A 17,661-nucleotide genomic window follows, 5' to 3' on the forward strand; every position below is an offset into this window, starting at 1 on the left:
TCTCAATTTATATATGACTGATACACTTCTTAATTATGTGCCATCAATCCAAAAGCACAGAAGTCTGAAGGTATCCTCTCTTCACTATCATTTCATTATAATTCTCTGCATCTACCACAACAGGATTTAGCTCACAGGCAGGAACCACCAGTTTTCCATTCTGATACATATCGGAATCGATAACGTCAACCGCACCTCCATGTATTATGGCATCGGTAAGCTCCGTTCCTCTGTAGGCATAGTCCTTTGGCTCGTGAAACAAAGACATGGTCTGAGTCCCCTGAAGTATCCTGTCTAGAGCTGCATCATCGCACCCATCTCCTGTTATGACAGGCATTTTTCCACCATAAATCCCCTGCTGCACAGCCTCTACAACAGCTTTCGATACTCCTCCCGCTATAACATCATCAGTGCATATGACCGCATCAAGATTTCTGTTTCTGTATACCAGATTCATCATGGTATTCATGCGATCATAGGCCGACTCTCCGCTGCCTTCCATAACACTTACCTGTTCCAGTTCAAGCTGACCTGAGCCTACCAGAAGCGTTCCACCATCAATATACGGGAATAATGTTTCCATCAGTCCGGGATATAGAAACAACAGTGTGTCGTTAGTTATATCCCCTGTGAATATTTCAACAGTCTTAGGCTCTTCAGGAGTGGCAGAATCCAATTCCAGCTTGTCTACTACATACTTTCCTATAGTTTCTCCCACATGATAATCATCATATCCGAAAAGATAATTTACACCTGATGTATTCATAGGGACATGATCCAACGCAATGACATATGTCCCGTTATTCTTCACATCGTTTAGAAGATTCCCCAGCTCCTCAGAGGTTACATCCACAGGTGCAACAAATATGATCTTTGCGCCATCCTCCGCAAGCTCTCTTATATCTGAGATCTGCTGCGAAATCTGATCTGCCTTAACAGAATCCCCATCAGGCTCAGAATCGTCTTCCAAAACTTCTTCAGCATATTTGAATTCTGTTTTATATCCCGCATTATTCATGGCATCTTCAAAATAGCTCTTCAGAAGAAGCCACTTCTTACTATACTGATCAGGAAAAGAAAAACCTATGAGTTCTCCATTTCCACCTATAACATCCAGCTCTTTAATATTCTTTTCCGGGAACACCGATTCTGCTATTACAGTTGTTTCTTCCGGTTCATCATCCAGCTCCACATTTTCACCATTTTTTTTAGTAGTTTCATCTAATGTGGTAGTGCTGATCTCTGATCTGAACTTCTTAAATTGTTTTCCTATATTGATACACACAAAAATAAAAACAGCTATAAAAACGATTCCCGCCAGAACAAAGCTCATGGGTTTAATAAAGGATCCACTAAACAGCTTTCTGATAATCCCCTTCTTTTCCGCGATATTCTGGTTTACGTTTCGCCTGTTCATACGGATAGGATTATAGCTTTCCCAATGCATCTCGGAATGTTCCTTTTCCGTTCTTTTTCTGGATTTTCCCTTTTTATGAGTATTTTCTTTATCCAAGTTCAACTCCTGTATCACTATAGACCTACTATACTGTTATCATTATATCAAAAGAGGACGGTCCTATGACCGTCCTCATAAATCCTTAAAAAATATGTCAGATTAATCAGTTCTTTACCTTCTCGGATCCATCTTCCACCATATTCTTTGCTCCGGCTTTCTTAGCAAGCTGCCATACCAGAGACTCTCCCTGAGCGATCTCAAGATCTACACCTGTCTTATTAGGCTCACTGTCGTTAAACTTATAATCCTTACCTGGAAGTATGGCATTTAAAATGATACCCACAAGAGAACCTGTAGCGATTCCGGAGAAATTAATCGTCATTGCGCCAAGAGGTATAATGATGGCACCTGCAGTGGAATAGTTAACGCCTATTGCAAGAACCAGGATAAGAGCTGCGATGATAACATTTCTTGTCTGAGAAAAGTCAACATTGGTCTCAACCACGTTACGGATACCTACAGCAGAGATCATGCCGTAAAGCACGAGAGAGATACCACCAACTGTGGCCGAAGGCATTACCTCGATAAGAGCTGCGAACTTAGGACAGAAACTGAGAATGATGGCTATGCATGCAGCAAGACGGATCACCATAGGATCGTAAACCTTTGTAAGTGTAAGCACACCTGTATTCTCACCATATGTTGTATTGGCAGGAGCACCGAAAAGAGAAGCCAGAGCTGTTGCTGTACCATCACCTGTAAGTGTTCTGTGGAGACCCGGCTCCCTGATGAAGTTCTCACCTACAGTTGATGAAATAGCTGAAATATCACCTATATGCTCCATCATTGTGGCGAAGGCGATAGGTACAATTGTTATAACTGATGTAATAAGGAGTGAAGTATCAAGCGTTCCGTCAGTAAATAATGAAAATACTGTACGGTTGTAGTTTACGGGAACACCGAGCCATGCAGCATTTTCTACCGCTGAAAAATCAATAACTCCGCACACTGCAGCAACGAGATAAGATCCCACTACACCGAGAAGGATAGGTATGATCTTAACCATGCCTCTTCCCCATATATTGCAGACTACAACGATCACTATAGCAACAAGAGCAATCGGCCAGTTGCTTGCACAGTTCTCTATAGCTGACTTTGAAAGATTAAGACCGATGGCTATGATGATAGGTCCTGTTACAACAGGTGGGAAATACTGCATTACTCTTGATTCTCCAAAAGCCTTAAATGCCGTTGCAAGAACCAGATATACGAGACCCGCGCAGGCTACACCGAAACATGCGTATCTGAGAAGATCAGGCTCACCGTTAGGAGCTATGGCTGCATATCCTGCAAGAAATGCGAAGGATGATCCCAAAAATGCAGGAACCTTCTTCTTGCTTATAAGATGGAACAATAATGTTCCGAGTCCTGCCCAAAGCAGTGTTGTTGAAACACTGAGTCCGGTCAGAAGCGGAACCAGAACTGTTGATCCAAACATGGCGAACATATGCTGAAAGCCAAGTACAAGTACCTTTCCTGTTCCCAGCTGTCTGGCATCATAGATTCCATCTTCACCAATCTTAAGTTTTTCGTTACTCATTATAAACCCCTTCCTTGGTTTCAAGATTCAGCTTTAAGAAAATACCCACTATGAAAAGTGAAAGCAGCCTTCTTTGTGTTACCACAAAGAAAAAGCACGCTTAGGAGGAAATATTTCCTCCTTGCGTGCTTTAAACATATCTATATCATTTTCCAAATGAAAATACTCATCTTAAATTGAATCCCTTACATGATTTTTTATTATTTTATCATCGAATTTTTCTTCGTCAATAGTGAAAATCAAATATAGCTAATGGCAAAATTTAGTTTATAGTCATTTATATATTTATAAAAAAAATTTATTAAAGTAATTGCTTACAATTACTTCTTTATATATACTATTTCATGCTTTATTAAGCAGTGAACGGAGAAAATATGGAAATCAGACAACTTAATTCATTTGTCAAAATAGTTGAGATGCAGAGCTTCAGCAAAGCTGCCGAAGCCTTGGGCTATACACAGGCTGCCGTAACTATACAGATCAGACAGCTTGAACAGGAATTCAATACAAAATTTTTCGATCGAGTAGGAAGACATGTGGTCCTGACACCTCCGGGAAGAGAATTTCTTCAGTACGCAAACGAGATTCTGAGACGTGTGGATGATGTTCATACAGCACTCGGCAATCCTCAAATGCAGGAGCATAAACTTCGTATCGGCTCTCTCGAATCCCTTCTTACTTATAAAATCCCGAATGTTGTTAAATATTTTTATGACAATCATCCGGAGATAACATTGGAAATAAAGACAGGTTCTCCTAAGGAACTCATTGATATGCTTGAACATAACCTCATCGATATGGTTTATTTTCTTGACAGGCGCGTATATGACTCAAACTGGATCAAGATACTCGAGGAACCTGAGCCTATTATTTTCGTAGCAAGTCCGGATCTGGAAATTCCCGGAGAGGAGCATAAAACCGGACATGTGCATATGAGTGAACTTATCAAGCTGCCATTCTTCCTTACAGAACAGAATTCCAACTACAGATATGCACTCGAACAGGATCTTGCAGCTGATCGCATGCAGATCAGACCATTTTTCGAAACAGGCAATACAGAAGTCCTGATTCGTCTGGTAAAGGAAAACAGAGGTGTGACTTTCCTGCCTGCATTCTCTGTACAGGAATCCATAAAGAATAAGGAACTTCGTGAAGTCAAACCTGTAGATTTCGAGCTGACCATGTACCGTCAGATCTTCTATCACAAAGATAAATGGGTCACTGATGAAATGAAGGAACTGGAAAAGTTAGTAAAAAAAGGACTGCTTTAAGCTATAAAAACGCCGGCAGAACATATCCATTCTTATCGATATGTTCTGCCGGCATTTATCTTATCAACAATCATCTGAATCTTCTTTTTAAAAAGATACTTCAGTTAATAATCACTTCAGTTCAAAGCCTGATAGTAGTACCATGTCTGTTTTCTGGAAGTAGGTGTCTCACTGACTCCGTCTGAGTTCCAAAGTCCAAATGCATAGCCCTGAGCCACTTCACTTGGAGCATCGACCAGACGGCTTAAGAGAAATGCCTCCACATACGGATTTTCTTTAACCTTATCCCAGCCCTGCATAAGAGCCAGTGCCTGGGCATCCTCTCCCATCACCGAGCTGAATCCCTGCTCAGAGAGAATAAGATGACGGACAGATCCGAAGGGACTGAGCATTTCAGTCTGCTGCATATAGTCTGTCAGTACATGAAGATTTTTAAGGTTCACTATCTTTGACTCCGGATCATCCGTTGCCAGTGGAGAAGTATTCATAAAATCAGGATTACTGAGATCCTGAGGATAAGGATGCCATGCTATGCCATAATCCGTGTCCGAAAGATAAGTATTAAGCAAAGCGAGCATATCTCTTGATGAAAAGTACATGTCACCTCCGGACTGTGTCCAGTTATAATCAAATGGTATGAACACTCTGGCATCAGGATTATATGTCTTTATCGCATCATAGAATATCCTGAAACCATCCGCATAAGCCTTTGTGTAGGTGTCCAAATCCGAAACTCCGAGATAGTTCCATTCCCTCTGATTATTGATCTCATTTCCTATGACCCAGTTTGAAACTGTATCCTTATATCTGTAGGCGAGGGCTTCTGCTACCTGTCTGGTTCTTTCTTTGCCCACCTCTGTCAGTGTGTTGAACTGATATAAATTTGAAACTGGTGATGATACAGGACATATCTCATCCCCCTCCTGATAATCATTCATGACTCCCATAGTCACAGTGAGATCTGCTGCATTGTAAGCATCAATAAGTGCATCAAATGCCTTCATCTGCTGTTCATTCTTTACAAAGCTTGAATTGAACTGAAAAATCACCTGCTTGCACCCCAGTGCCACCATGTCATCCACCATATTCACATGGGATGAATGTATACCCTTTATGCTTTCGGCTGTGTTGTAAAATGCAAAAACATTCACTCCCATTGACATGGTCAGAACGCCTGTTAATGACGCAGTTATGATCTGCTTAATTCTCTTTGATTTCATTCGTCACCTCTTGAACCTTTATAAAATATTTCACCCTTCATAATAGCATCAAACTATGCCTGCAAAACCTGCAAAAGGATTATTTCTCTGTCAAAAATCAGGCCTTACATAAATAACAGCCTCCATCTCACAGCCTTCCGGCTATCACTGTTTCAGTATATATCAGAAATCTCAATGTTTTATTACTATAACTGATTCAAAAAATTTACGTTTTTCTCCAAAATCTTATATTTTCGATCCATGCTCAAAGCTACAACACTCATTTTTCTTGTACGCAACCCTCACACTATAGCTCATTTTCCCGAAACACCTTGCTTTTATGAGGCTCCTCGGATATAATTCTAAAGGTTAATGACATTTAAGAGCGGCTTCCGAGCCACTCTTTTTTTACATATTATTTTAATTTAAAGGAGAAGCGAATGATTGCAGCAAACAATATAACCTTTCGTGTAGGCAAGAAGGCACTCTTTGAAGATGTTAACATCAAGTTTACCGAGGGAAACTGCTACGGTATCATCGGTGCCAACGGTGCAGGTAAGTCAACCTTCCTTAAGATCCTGAGCGGCGCTCTTGAGCCGACAAGCGGTGAGATCACTAAAACTCCGGGACAGCGTCTCAGTGTCCTCGAGCAGGATCAGTTCAAGTATGACGATTGCACTGTTATTGATACTGTTATCCGTGGAAATCAGCGTCTTTATGACATCATGAAAGAAAAGGATGCTATTTACGCAAAGCCTGATTTTTCCGACGAGGACGGAATGAGAGCTGCTGAACTTGAAGCAGAGTTCGCTCAGATGGACGGCTGGAACGCAGAGGCTGATGCCGAGACCATGCTTAACGGTCTCGGCATCTCAACAGATCTTCATTATAAGCTCATGAAAGAGCTTAAGGGTTCTGAGAAGGTAAAGGTACTCCTTGCCAAAGCGCTTTTCGGTAATCCTGATATCCTTCTTTTGGACGAGCCTACTAACCATCTGGATCTCAACTCCATAGAGTGGCTCGAGGAGTTCCTCATCAACTTCGAGAATACAGTCATTGTCGTATCCCACGACCGTTACTTCCTTAATAAGGTATGTACCAATATCGCGGATATCGACTACGGTAAGATCACTGTATTTGCAGGAAACTATGACTTCTGGTTTGAGTCGTCCCAGCTCATCGTTCGTCAGCAGAAGGAAGCTAACCGAAAGAAGGAAGAGAAGATCAAGGAGCTGCAGGAATTCATTCAGAGATTCTCTGCCAATGCTTCCAAATCAAAGCAGGCAACTTCCCGTAAGCGTGCTCTCGAGAAGATTGAGCTCGATACCATCAAGCCATCATCAAGACAGTATCCTTACATCGTATTCAAGCCTAACAGAGAGATCGGTAACGATGTTCTCGAAGTAAAGAATCTTTCAAAGACTATAAACGGCATAAAGGTTCTCGATAACATTTCCTTCATCGTTAACCGTACAGATAAGATCGCACTTGTTGGTCCTAACGAGCTTGCAAAGACAACTCTCATGCAGATCCTTTCCGGTGAGATGGAACCTGACAGTGGTGATTACAAGTGGGGTGTTACAACAAGCCAGTCCTACTTCCCTAAGGATAATACTCCTGAGTTCAAGTCTGAGGATACCATCGTTGAATGGCTCACCCAGTACAGCCCTGACAAGGATACCCAGTTTGTTCGTGGTTACCTTGGACGTATGCTCTTCAAGGGCGATGACGGTCTCAAGAAGGTAAACGTACTTTCCGGAGGAGAGCGAGTAAGATGTATGCTCAGTAAGATGATGATTTCAGGATCAAATGTAATCATCCTTGACGAGCCTACCGACCATCTGGACATGGAGTCTATCTCGGCACTTAACGACGGCCTTAAGAACTTCCCTGGTGTCATCATCTTCTCATCTCGTGACCATCAGGTAGTTGAGACAACAGCTAACCGTATTTTCGAGATCATCGACGGTCGCCTCATCGATAAGATGACTACCTATGATGAGTATCTTGCTTCTGACGAAGAGATCAAGAAGAGATTTACCTTCACTCTTTCAGAGGACGATGCAAGCGATAACTGATTTATATTTAAAGGTATAAAAAATCTCCGTTTCCAATGGAAACGCTGTCAGCCTGAAACTGACTCGTTCCTCTGGAAACGGAGTTTTCTTTTCTTACTGTTTTATCCCTGTATAATCATAAAAAAATACAGTTAAAATATATCCCGGTATTATCCATATGCAGAAAATACATTTTAACGGGGAGTTCTTTTTCTACTCTTTTAACCTTCAGATTCCCAGCTTTTCAAGCGCTGATCTCTTCATTTCATTCACCCAGTAGATATAATACTGATAGTTGTAATGTATCTGCTTATCTATACTCCACTCCTCGGGAAGATTTCCTTCTCCATCACTCATTATATCCTGGACATCTATAAATCCCCACCCGTTGTCTGAACACTTCTGCTTCATGGCTTCATTAAGGGCACGAACCTTATCATTATTATACTCTTCATTCTGGAATGCCTTTGTCATATAGGTAGTACTGATGACCGTGATATCAGCATCAGGATTCGACGCTTTTATCTCCTGAAGAAGCTTCTCATAATTATCCGCTGCCTCAGTATCATTAAGGTCCTTATATCCAAAGAAACTATACACATGCTTTGCGCCTGTCAGACTGATAGCCTCCGGAAGACGATACCTCTTTCCCTTTATCATCGGATGAATATTTGAGCCGTCATTAGGAAGCAGGGCTTTCTTTATACTGTATCCTGCCACTGCAAGAGATGTAAAATTATCGCTTACCACATCTCCAACTCCTGTGCTCAGATTGTATCTCTGAAAATTTTCAGCTACAGAATCACCTATGATCACTGAATCCTTAAAGTATTCTCCCAGGATACCAAGATGTTCTGCATCCAGAAGTGACACATCCAGATTTCTATAGTAATCAGATCTATTCTCTGTCGTTGATGACATAACATCTCCTGCCACGGGTCCCTGTGAATCACCTGGCACTGATAAGGAGGTTTCTTCAGATTTTGAGTCTGTACTTTCTTTTTTTACAGTATTTCCAACAAGTTCCGCACCCGGTCCCCACTGAACTGTATCTACTGTTTCGGGAAGAGCTCCCGGAAACCTGGTACCTGCGAATGCGGTCCCACTTATATTGGCTGCGATCACCAGCGCCAGTCCTGCAGAATACAATTTAGATCTTCTACTCATCTTTCACCCCTTCAAAAAGTAGTTTTATACGGGAATTATAACATTAATGTCATTAATATTTATAGCGGAGTATTTACAATTAATGTCACAAATTATAACATTTGTTATATTAGTCGATGTACACGCGGTAATTTTTGGTACAATTGCTTTATTATCTGCCTAAGGAGTAGTTATGAAAAGATCTCTCAAACATTGTCTCACTTCATTACTGAGCATTTCCGTCATGGTTACCATGTCATGTTTTTCAGCTTTTGCTGAGAAAAACAGTTCAGTTCTCACACCTTCTGCCTCAGTAGGTGATGTTTCTGTTTCAGCCACAGTAGCATCTTCAAATCCCACAGCCACCTATTTATATACAGAAACACCAACTCTGGAGCAGTGCCAGCTTTTATATCAGTATTTTAAAAACTCTGTCATTATAGGTGACTCCATAGGCGCCGGATGGGGTATACAGTGTATCAAGAATTCTTCCGATCCCGTGATGGGAAATTTCCAGAGCCTTGCCTTCCCGGGATTCTGTGTACATTCAGCCTTTGACGCATCCATAGAAGATGCCGGTACCCCCATGTACAGAGGTGCCAAGCGTCCGGTCTGGGAATCTCTGCAGCTCATGGCAGCGGATCACCCCGGTGAAACAACCCATATCTATCTTCATTTTGGCTATAAAGATCAAAAATGGACTGATACTCCTGAACTTTATGTAAAGCTCATTCAAACTCTTCAGCAGTATGTTCCGGATTCAGATGTGACCATCCTGGGCGCCAGCTACATGTATCCGGGAAAAAACGGTGCACCGTATACCAGCTCCAATATAAAGGCTCTAAATTTAAAGATGCAGAGCTACGCAGATACATACGGATGGGGCTACGTGAACCTGGGAGATCTCTTGGCTGACAGGAACGGCGATCTCGAGCCTTCCTACTGTAGCGACAGCTTTATGCACCTTACTCCGGAAGCTTATGACATTTGGAAAAAAGCTCTTACGGGATATGCGTTTACAAGGATGTCAGCTGCCGGAATCTGCTAAAAAACCCAAAATAAAAAACTATGCAGGCGACTGTCGTCTGCATAGTTTTTCTCTATATATGCGAATCACAGGAACTGAAACCGGATCTTTTCATACTCCCATGATCCTCCCTGATCAATATATAACCTCAAATCTATAGTTATCTGCTACTGCCAGTTTCGGATGCTTCCGTACATAATCAACAAGCAGATCCTGAACATTGTCCGCTGATGAGAACACAGTCTTTGAAGTTCCTATCATTTCATATCCTCCGGTTCCCGTAGCTCTGTAATTGGACGTTACAAGTCTGTACTTTCTGCCAGGTACAAGCTCTGTACCATCCAGCATCCTCATACGTACAACTCTGTCTCCCACAGGTCTTCTCAGATCAAAGGCATAATCAAGTCCTGCATAAAAATCATAATTATAATGCTCAACCTTCGGTTTCATGAAAACATCTGAAATATACGGCTTTCCATCACCATCCAGCTCAAGGTACTGGGCACATCTTTCCAATGCCTCCTTCAGTACATCCGCCGTAACTTCCTTTACCTGTGAAGTATTAGAAAACGGATATGCTGCATATATGTCTCTTATACTTACCTGCTTCTTAAATCCTATTTCTGTATTTCCTATGCTGGTACATGAAAAATCCGCTTCAACCGATTCGAGCTGAACCTGATTAAACAGTGATGCCACCTTACTGCCATGAAGAGCGATATAAAGCTTATTCTCCGGAAGTATGTCTTCTTCAAATTCACCTACAGGCTCATCCAGCCACTTCGCAACACTTTTCTCAAGAGGCATTATCAGACTCTTAATATCTTCTCTGGTCTCATTCCCTGTAAACCTAAGCTCGGAACTGCACAGGAGCTTTCCATCCCCGTATGCTCCCTTAAGATATATATACTGCTCTGCATTTGCAGGCGGCTGTACGCTCCAAGTACCATCCAGCTCAATTCCCGCTACAGGCATATGCTGGTGACCTGTAAGAAGTATATCGAACTGAAGCTCTCTTGCTATCTCACAGGCAATATTTTCCCTTGTATCCGCGAGCTTTTCATGAGTATTCAGATCTTCCTCATAGCCGCCATGATATATACAAACAGTAACATCACATCCCTTATCTCTCATCTCCCTGTAAACTTCCCCGGCTGCTTCAAGGGGATCTGAGATCTTTAATTCTGTAAGATGCTCCGGAAGCTCCCAGACATTAACATAGTCTGTTACTATTCCTGTTATACCTACTCTGAGTCCGTTCTTCAAAGTACATATAACATATCTTTTGTATTCTATCTCTCCTCTGAGATCCTCCAGGTTGGCAATGAGGAGAGTACTTTCCATAGCTCTAGTATAATCTCTGATTACATCGTAACCAAAGTTGAAATCATGATTTCCCAGCGTATAAAAATCCAGCCCCATGGCGTTAAATGCTTCCGCAACAGGATGTACTGAAAATTTCTCTTTGTTCTCAAGATAGTAGGCGATCATGGGTGTACCCTGAAGACTGTCTCCTCCATCCATCACAAGAATATCTGAATCCTTCTTAACTTCATTTTCAGATATATCACAAATTCCGGAGTTTAAAGCAGGAGCAGCTTCATAACCGGTATTTTCACCGGCACCTTCAGCATCTCCACTTATCCTTGATTCCTCAGCTTTTTTACGCTGAAGCTCTGCTGCTATATTCAACAATCCACAGGCTTTCTTTTCTCCTGTCGTATAATCGACCGGCATCACCTTTCCATGGGTATCCGATGTATAGTAGATCTCAAATTTTTTCATAATCTCCAATAATCTCTTTTCTATTTTTTGCACTGATCTTCAAATCCTGCAGGATACTTGAAAATATCCGGCCTTCCTCAGAGAAGTTCTCTAAATTGCAAAGGACGGAGAAAAATTCTCCGTCCTTTATCATCAACCTCTGGTTAACTTCACACGAATCTTAGTACTGATCCACTCAACTATAAGAACCAGAACAACAAGACCGATAAGTATGGAACCTGCTTCATTCCAGCGATATGCATTCATGGCAAAAATAAGCGGTGCACCTATACCACCGGCTCCTACAAGACCTAGAACTGTTGCATCACGAAGATTTATATCGAAACGATATATAGCTGTAGATGCAAAATTAGGCATAAGCTGAGGAAGTATTCCATATAATATCTTCTGCCATGTTGAACATCCCATGGCATCAAGAGACTCAAGTATCTTAGTATCCAGATCCTCGATGGCCTCAATATACATTTTAGAAACCATACCTATGGATGTAACAGACATGGTCATGAGACCTGCAAAGGGTCCAGGTCCGGTCACTCTGATAAACATAAGACCGTAAACAAACGCAGGCACAGTACGAATAATCATAATAAGTATACGACCGATAAATGCGATAGGCTTTGGTGACAGATTGTTTGCTGACAGGAAAGCCAGAGGAATTGAAAAAATCGCACCGACAACTGTACCCATAAAAGCGATACAAATAGTCTCCAGAAGGAGATAAAGAACACCCTCTTTACTGAGATTGAAAAGCAGCTCAGTGTCCGGATGAACTATACCGTTAAGTATGCTAAGCGCCATCTTTCCGCCGTTTTTTGTAGATCCGGAAGTCTCCATAGCGCCCAGGCTCCAAATGAGAAGACCTATCACAATAACTGCGATAACAAGATGCCATATCCAGTCCTTCGGACGGCTCTCATATGCCTTTTTAATTCTATCATTCATATGAGCTCCTCCTTATACAAGCTTCTTACGAGCCCAGCGGCTGACTGACTCGATGATAAATACAGTAACGAACAGAACAAGAAGTATCATTCCTACATTAGGATACTCTCTCCAGCCGAGCTGCTCATTTAAAATGAGACCGATTCCACCTGCACCTACATATCCGAGGACCGCAGCATAACGTACATTACCCTCGAAATTGTAAAGGCTGTTAGACAGGAATGCCGGCATGACCTGTGGAACTATGGCATGTATAAACGCCTGTCCTTTGGTGAATCCCATTGCCTCCATGGCCTCAAACGCTCCCATATCGACAGTCTCTATTTCTTCATACATGATCTTACCGATATATGAGAATGAGAATATAGCGATAGCTGTTGTTCCGGCGATGGTTCCCAGTCCAAATATAAATGTGGCAATAAGGGCACTGACAAGCGTAGGAAGAGTACGTACTATACTGAACATAAGTCTCATGACAGCCACGATCACACGGTTCTTGCAAACATTTGTCGATGCAAGCATTGCAAAAGGAATGCACAGCAAAGAACCTATAGCTGAACCGAGAAGTGACATCTTTATAGTGTCCAGTATAGGAGTGACTATAGAACCGAAGTAGGATGGCTCCGGAGGGAACATTCTATTCAGGATCACAAAGAACTGGTTTCCTCTGGTAGCCAGAACCTTAGGATCAAATCCGGTAACCTTTATGGAAACTATACTCATAATAAGGATCACTATCACATAGATAGGTGCCCTTGAACGCTTCTGCTGAACCTCTTTTCCGTTGTCCAGAGTGTATCTCTTAGGCGGGAAGATTTTATCGTATATACTCATACTTCTTCCTCCTGTCCTCCCCCATAGATCTGATTGAGGATAGCCTTATCTACCTTGTCAGAAGGACCATCATAAACTATCTCTCCGGCACTGATACCGATAACTCTTGTACAGTACTTAAGAGCAAGATCCACGTGATGGATATTGATGAGGATGCTGATATTCATATCCTGATTTATTCGCTTGAAGTCATTCATAACCTGCTTTGCAGTAACAGGATCAAGAGAAGCTACTGGCTCATCCGCAAGAATGATCTGTGGACTCTGGGCAAGAGTTCTCGCAAGAGCAACTCTCTGCTGCTGTCCGCCGGATAACTGGTCTGCACGTACAAAAGCCTTATTAAGGATACCAACCTTGTCAAGAGCTTCAAGAGCCTTCATCTTCTCTTCCTCATTGTAGATTCCGAAAAGTGAACGGTACCATGGCATATCCGGTACAAAGGCTGTAAGAACGTTTTTAATTACAGTTGTACGTGTAATTAGGTTAAAGGACTGGAAGATCATACCGATCTTTCTGCGGAAACGACGAAGGCTCTTTCCTGAAAGAGACATTACATCTGTTCCATCTACTGTAAGACTTCCACTTGTAACATCATGCATACGGTTAATGGTTCGGATCAATGTAGACTTACCTGCACCTGACAGACCTATGATCGCAACAAACTCTCCCTGTCCGATTTCAAGGTTTATATGCTTCAGACCTTCATAGCCATTAGGATATCTCTTCCCTACATCTTCAAACTTAATCATTGCTTTTTCCTTTTCTGTTTTGATTGTATATATGAGCAAAAAACTCAATGTTTCATGTGAATGTTTAATGGCTTAAGCATTCGCATAGAATATTGAATTTAATATGCACTTCGGCTATATATCGATATTTGATAAACATCCCCGACCTTACATACCGCTTCTTTAAGAGTAAAAGAAAGTCCGCATGAATGCAAGGCATTCAGCGGACTTCCCAAAATTATTGATGTACCGCTATACAGCTGAATACTTAGTTCTGACCAAGACGAAGTGCCTTGATAAGATTCTGAGCATCACGTGCTGAATTGTAGTCGGAATCCTGAGCCTCAACATAACCCTTGTGAGTGTAGATGTTGATAACTTCCTTACCTTCATCAGAGTTTCCGATATTGATCATAGCCTGCTTGAAAGCAGTCTTGAAATCCTCATCCATCATTACAGTTGATACCTTAGAACCAGAAATAGTATCATTGTAGATTCCCTCTGTTACACCGATAACATTTGTATCATCCCAGATAGAATTCTGCATTGAATACTCTGCATTCCACTTCTCAACATAGTCACGACGAGCATCAGCATATGTGCAGAGTACGTCGATCTGACCCTGAGCGAGACGGGCAAAAGCAGTACCGTATGAATCACACTCTACAACATGTGTAAGATCTGTGATGTTCTTTCCAAAGTTCTTCTGGATCCAAAGTGCAGGGTATACATAACCAGCTGGAGATGTAGGACCCATAACGCCCCAGTTAAGACCGTCGAGGTCTTCCCATGTAAGCTCTTCTCCGTTATTTACCTTATCAGCTACTGCCTTACCGGCATCTGAAGGTCCTGCAACGATAAGTGCACGATAGAAAGTTACCTGATTCTCAGTTGGCTCAGTTGGCTTCTGATCGTTCCAATCCTTTGCGCTATCACTATCAATAGAAAGTCCATCTCTTGTTGCTGTAAGAAGAACCTCTGCATCCTCATCATAAAGGATGTATGTGTTTCCAGGAATAAATCCAACATCGATTGTTCCTGCGGCGAGACCCTCACCAACAGCCTCAAAGCTTGTTCCTACTGTGATGTTTACATCCTTGATGTTATAACCGAATGTAAGCATCTCCTTCTTGATCATATCCTTAAGAGGCTCTGTAGCAGTAACGATCTCCTCAGGCTCACGTGATGGTACGAATGCAACATTAAGAACATCAACGTCCTTAGCATCTGCAGCTGCTACTGTTGTCTCCTCAGCTGACTCTCCCGCTGCAGCTGTTGTCTCTGCTGCTGCGGCTGCTGTTGTTGCTGTTGTTGAACTTGATCCGCAACCAGCAAGTGCTGTGGCTGCCATAACAGCGGAAAGAAGTACAGAAATGGATTTTCTCATATTTTCCTCCTCGATTGAAGCAATTGCTTCTTCGTAAATAATTACAGCTATAATGCTGTCTATAAAAACCTAAGAAAGTATATCCGAGGTTTTTGAATGTGGCAAGTCATTACTGGCAAATTATATAAAAAAATATTAAGTTTGAAATAGTAATTGGTTATGAAACTTCCACAACAAATACCACTCTTGTTCCCATAAAGTAAACATTTATTTCCCGTTTTATAATCCTTAAATTTTCTCTTTTCCATTGAATCATTAAATTTCATGGCATTTTTCAACTTATCCACAGATTTTTACACTTTTCCACATTGATTTTTCCTCATTCAACAAAAAAAGACGTGAATCTTAAAGAATCACGTCTTTTCCCTTATTTTACTTTAATTTTAAGGATTTTATCAACCTTATTCACATGTTATATCTTCAGTTATTTGAAAAAAATAATGAAGTTATCCACATTTTAAAGTTGTGCTTTGATAAAAATGTGTATTTCTGATCTTTGATCAGCCATCCTCTACGGACTTTTAAAGTATATCCTTATACCTTCCAAGGAACAGTCTCATTCTTTCATTTTCAGAGTTAAATACCTCCTCCGCTGATCCCTGTTCAACTATAACACCATCTGCCATAAATATGACCTTATCTGAAATATCTCTCGCAAAAGCCATTTCATGAGTAACTATAACCATGGCGATATGAAGATCCTTAAGAGATTTGATAACCTTAAGCACTTCTCCTGTAAGCTCGGGATCAAGCGCACTGGTAGGCTCATCAAAGAAAAGAACCTTAGGATTAAGTGCAAGCGCTCTTGCTATAGCAACTCTCTGCTGCTGTCCGCCGGATAACTGATATGGATAATACTCAGCCTTATCAAGAAGTCCCATCTTATCCAAAAGCTCTTTACCGATCTTCTCAGCCTCTGACTTTGATTTTTTTTGAACATTTATAACTGCATCTGTTACATTTCTGAGAACATTCCAATGCGGAAAAAGATTAAACTGCTGGAACACAAGACCATAGACTGACTTTATCCTCTTTATTGTCTTCTTATCCGCATAAACTGCTTTCCCGTTCGGATCATCCTTTGCAACTATCTCATCCTCATACTTAAGCATTCCCGCATCCATATTTTCAAGCAGGGTTGCACAGCGAAGAAGTGTGGACTTTCCTGAGCCTGAAGGTCCTATTATGGATACTATTTCTCCATCTCCCACTTCAAGGCTTATATCTCTGAGAACCTGGAGATCTCCAAAGCTCTTCTTTACATTTTTCATTTCTAACAGATTCATTACTATCTCCGGTCTGATTATTTGTTATCTTAAGCACAGGCATGTCCCCATGCCGGTGTACATCCAAAAACTGGAAATACCGCTTTTATTTATAGTAATCCAGCTTCTTCTCTGCCTTTTCCATCATATAAGCAACTATAAAATTGAACACATAATAGAAAACACCTGCAACTATAAGAGGAGTCATGGAAGTCTGGCTGGATGACAGCGCCTTTGCCTTTGTAAACATCTCCATAACAGAAATCGAAAAGGCAAGGGATGTGTCCTTTACTAATGTTATAACTTCGTTTGTAACAGATGGAAGTATACGCTTGATAACCTGAGGCATGATGATGCTGAAAAATGTCTGAACCTTACTATATCCAAGTATGTCCGCAGCTTCATATTGCCCAACCGGCATAGACTGTATTCCCGACCTGTAGATCTCGGCAAAATAGGCTGCATAATTTATTATAAAGCCTATATACACTGCCATGTTTCTATAGGTAGGATTCAGCTTGATATTAAACAGATAATAAGGTCCGTAATATACCACAAAGAGCTGAAGCATAAGCGGCGTACCGCGCATGATTGAAATGTACACTTTTGTAATGCCGCTTACTGTACTGTTCTTTGACATGCGTCCCAATGCTACAACTAGTCCCAGCGGAAGACTGAACAGCAAAGTGATCGCAAAAATCTGAACCGATACCAGTAGTCCTTCAAATAATTCCAAAATAATCTGTGAAATTGACACAGTGATTCCTCCGATTAATATATTTGAAAGTCTTTAATCCTATTGCGAAAATTAAAATTCATCAAAAACCCTGAGCAATTGGATTTTCTAATAACTTTCCGGTAACATTTTTTGATTATACAAAACGCTTTAGCCAGATGCAATGATAAATCACTAAACTGACCGCAATAAAAAAACAGCTCCCAGAGAAAACATACAGTCCCCTTA

At 41.3% G+C, this 17,661-nt stretch carries 15 protein-coding genes; 3 read left to right on the top strand and 12 right to left on the bottom strand.

Annotated elements, in window-relative coordinates:
- Positions 1-43 precede the first annotated feature (43 nt).
- On the bottom strand, positions 44-1,513 hold the full coding sequence (locus BXO88_RS07820; protein WP_078037181.1) for a substrate-binding domain-containing protein: 1,470 nt from the start codon (positions 1,511-1,513) through the stop codon (positions 44-46).
- A 106-nt stretch (positions 1,514-1,619) separates the two neighbouring features.
- Positions 1,620-3,056 (bottom strand): uracil-xanthine permease family protein, encoded by a 1,437-nt coding sequence (locus BXO88_RS07825; RefSeq protein WP_078037182.1) that lies wholly within the window; start codon positions 3,054-3,056, stop codon positions 1,620-1,622.
- 374 nt (positions 3,057-3,430) lie between these two features.
- Here BXO88_RS07825 and BXO88_RS07830 point away from each other — a divergent pair, with 374 nt between their 5' ends.
- Entirely contained in the window at positions 3,431-4,327 is an 897-nt protein-coding gene (locus tag BXO88_RS07830; RefSeq protein WP_078037183.1) for a LysR family transcriptional regulator, read from the top strand.
- A 116-nt stretch (positions 4,328-4,443) separates the two neighbouring features.
- On the opposite strand, the gene BXO88_RS07835 is transcribed toward BXO88_RS07830, so the two are convergent.
- A complete protein-coding gene (locus BXO88_RS07835; RefSeq protein ID WP_078037184.1) occupies positions 4,444-5,547 on the bottom strand; it encodes a DUF5722 domain-containing protein in 1,104 nt (367 codons plus the stop codon).
- Between the two features lie 419 nt (positions 5,548-5,966).
- Here BXO88_RS07835 and BXO88_RS07840 point away from each other — a divergent pair, with 419 nt between their 5' ends.
- Positions 5,967-7,604 carry an ABC-F family ATP-binding cassette domain-containing protein gene (locus tag BXO88_RS07840; RefSeq protein WP_078037185.1) on the top strand — a complete coding sequence of 546 codons (1,638 nt, stop codon included), beginning with the start codon at positions 5,967-5,969 and terminating at the stop codon, positions 7,602-7,604.
- A 207-nt stretch (positions 7,605-7,811) separates the two neighbouring features.
- Here the strand turns inward: BXO88_RS07840 and BXO88_RS07845 are convergent, their stop codons facing one another.
- Entirely contained in the window at positions 7,812-8,750 is a 939-nt protein-coding gene (locus tag BXO88_RS07845) for a GDSL-type esterase/lipase family protein (protein ID WP_078037186.1), read from the bottom strand.
- A 172-nt stretch (positions 8,751-8,922) separates the two neighbouring features.
- Between BXO88_RS07845 and BXO88_RS07850 the strand changes: the two genes are divergently transcribed.
- Entirely contained in the window at positions 8,923-9,777 is an 855-nt protein-coding gene (locus tag BXO88_RS07850) for a GDSL-type esterase/lipase family protein (RefSeq protein ID WP_078037187.1), read from the top strand.
- Between the two features lie 114 nt (positions 9,778-9,891).
- Here the strand turns inward: BXO88_RS07850 and BXO88_RS07855 are convergent, their stop codons facing one another.
- The 8 genes from BXO88_RS07855 to BXO88_RS07885 all read right to left on the bottom strand — a co-directional run bounded on the left by BXO88_RS07855 (position 9,892) and on the right by BXO88_RS07885 (position 17,454).
- Positions 9,892-11,541, bottom strand: coding sequence for a bifunctional metallophosphatase/5'-nucleotidase (locus BXO88_RS07855; RefSeq protein WP_078037188.1), 1,650 nt, complete (start codon positions 11,539-11,541; stop codon positions 9,892-9,894).
- Positions 11,528-11,674: a hypothetical protein gene (locus tag BXO88_RS16510; protein WP_168171650.1), complete on the bottom strand. Its 147-nt coding sequence runs from the start codon at positions 11,672-11,674 to the stop codon at positions 11,528-11,530. Before BXO88_RS16510 ends, BXO88_RS07855 begins: the two co-directional genes overlap by 14 nt.
- Positions 11,674-12,483, bottom strand: coding sequence for a phosphonate ABC transporter, permease protein PhnE (phnE, locus tag BXO88_RS07860; RefSeq protein WP_044996102.1), 810 nt, complete (start codon positions 12,481-12,483; stop codon positions 11,674-11,676). Before phnE (BXO88_RS07860) ends, BXO88_RS16510 begins: the two co-directional genes overlap by 1 nt.
- Positions 12,484-12,495: 12 nt before the next feature.
- The gene (gene phnE, locus BXO88_RS07865) at positions 12,496-13,317 is read right to left on the bottom strand and encodes a phosphonate ABC transporter, permease protein PhnE (RefSeq protein WP_078037189.1); all 822 of its coding nucleotides are present in this window, start codon (positions 13,315-13,317) and stop codon (positions 12,496-12,498) included.
- On the bottom strand, positions 13,314-14,066 hold the full coding sequence (gene phnC / locus BXO88_RS07870) for a phosphonate ABC transporter ATP-binding protein (protein WP_078037190.1): 753 nt from the start codon (positions 14,064-14,066) through the stop codon (positions 13,314-13,316). Before phnC ends, phnE (BXO88_RS07865) begins: the two co-directional genes overlap by 4 nt.
- A gap of 247 nt (positions 14,067-14,313) precedes the next feature.
- Entirely contained in the window at positions 14,314-15,432 is a 1,119-nt protein-coding gene (locus BXO88_RS07875) for a phosphate/phosphite/phosphonate ABC transporter substrate-binding protein (protein ID WP_078037191.1), read from the bottom strand.
- Positions 15,433-15,953: 521 nt separating this feature from the next.
- The gene (locus BXO88_RS07880; RefSeq protein WP_078037192.1) at positions 15,954-16,718 is read right to left on the bottom strand and encodes an amino acid ABC transporter ATP-binding protein; all 765 of its coding nucleotides are present in this window, start codon (positions 16,716-16,718) and stop codon (positions 15,954-15,956) included.
- 85 nt (positions 16,719-16,803) lie between these two features.
- Positions 16,804-17,454: an amino acid ABC transporter permease gene (locus BXO88_RS07885; RefSeq protein WP_330395109.1), complete on the bottom strand. Its 651-nt coding sequence runs from the start codon at positions 17,452-17,454 to the stop codon at positions 16,804-16,806.
- Between the last annotated feature and the right edge of the window lie 207 nt (positions 17,455-17,661).

The organism is Oribacterium sp. C9, assembly GCF_002007235.1.
Lineage (GTDB): Bacteria > Bacillota > Clostridia > Lachnospirales > Lachnospiraceae > Oribacterium.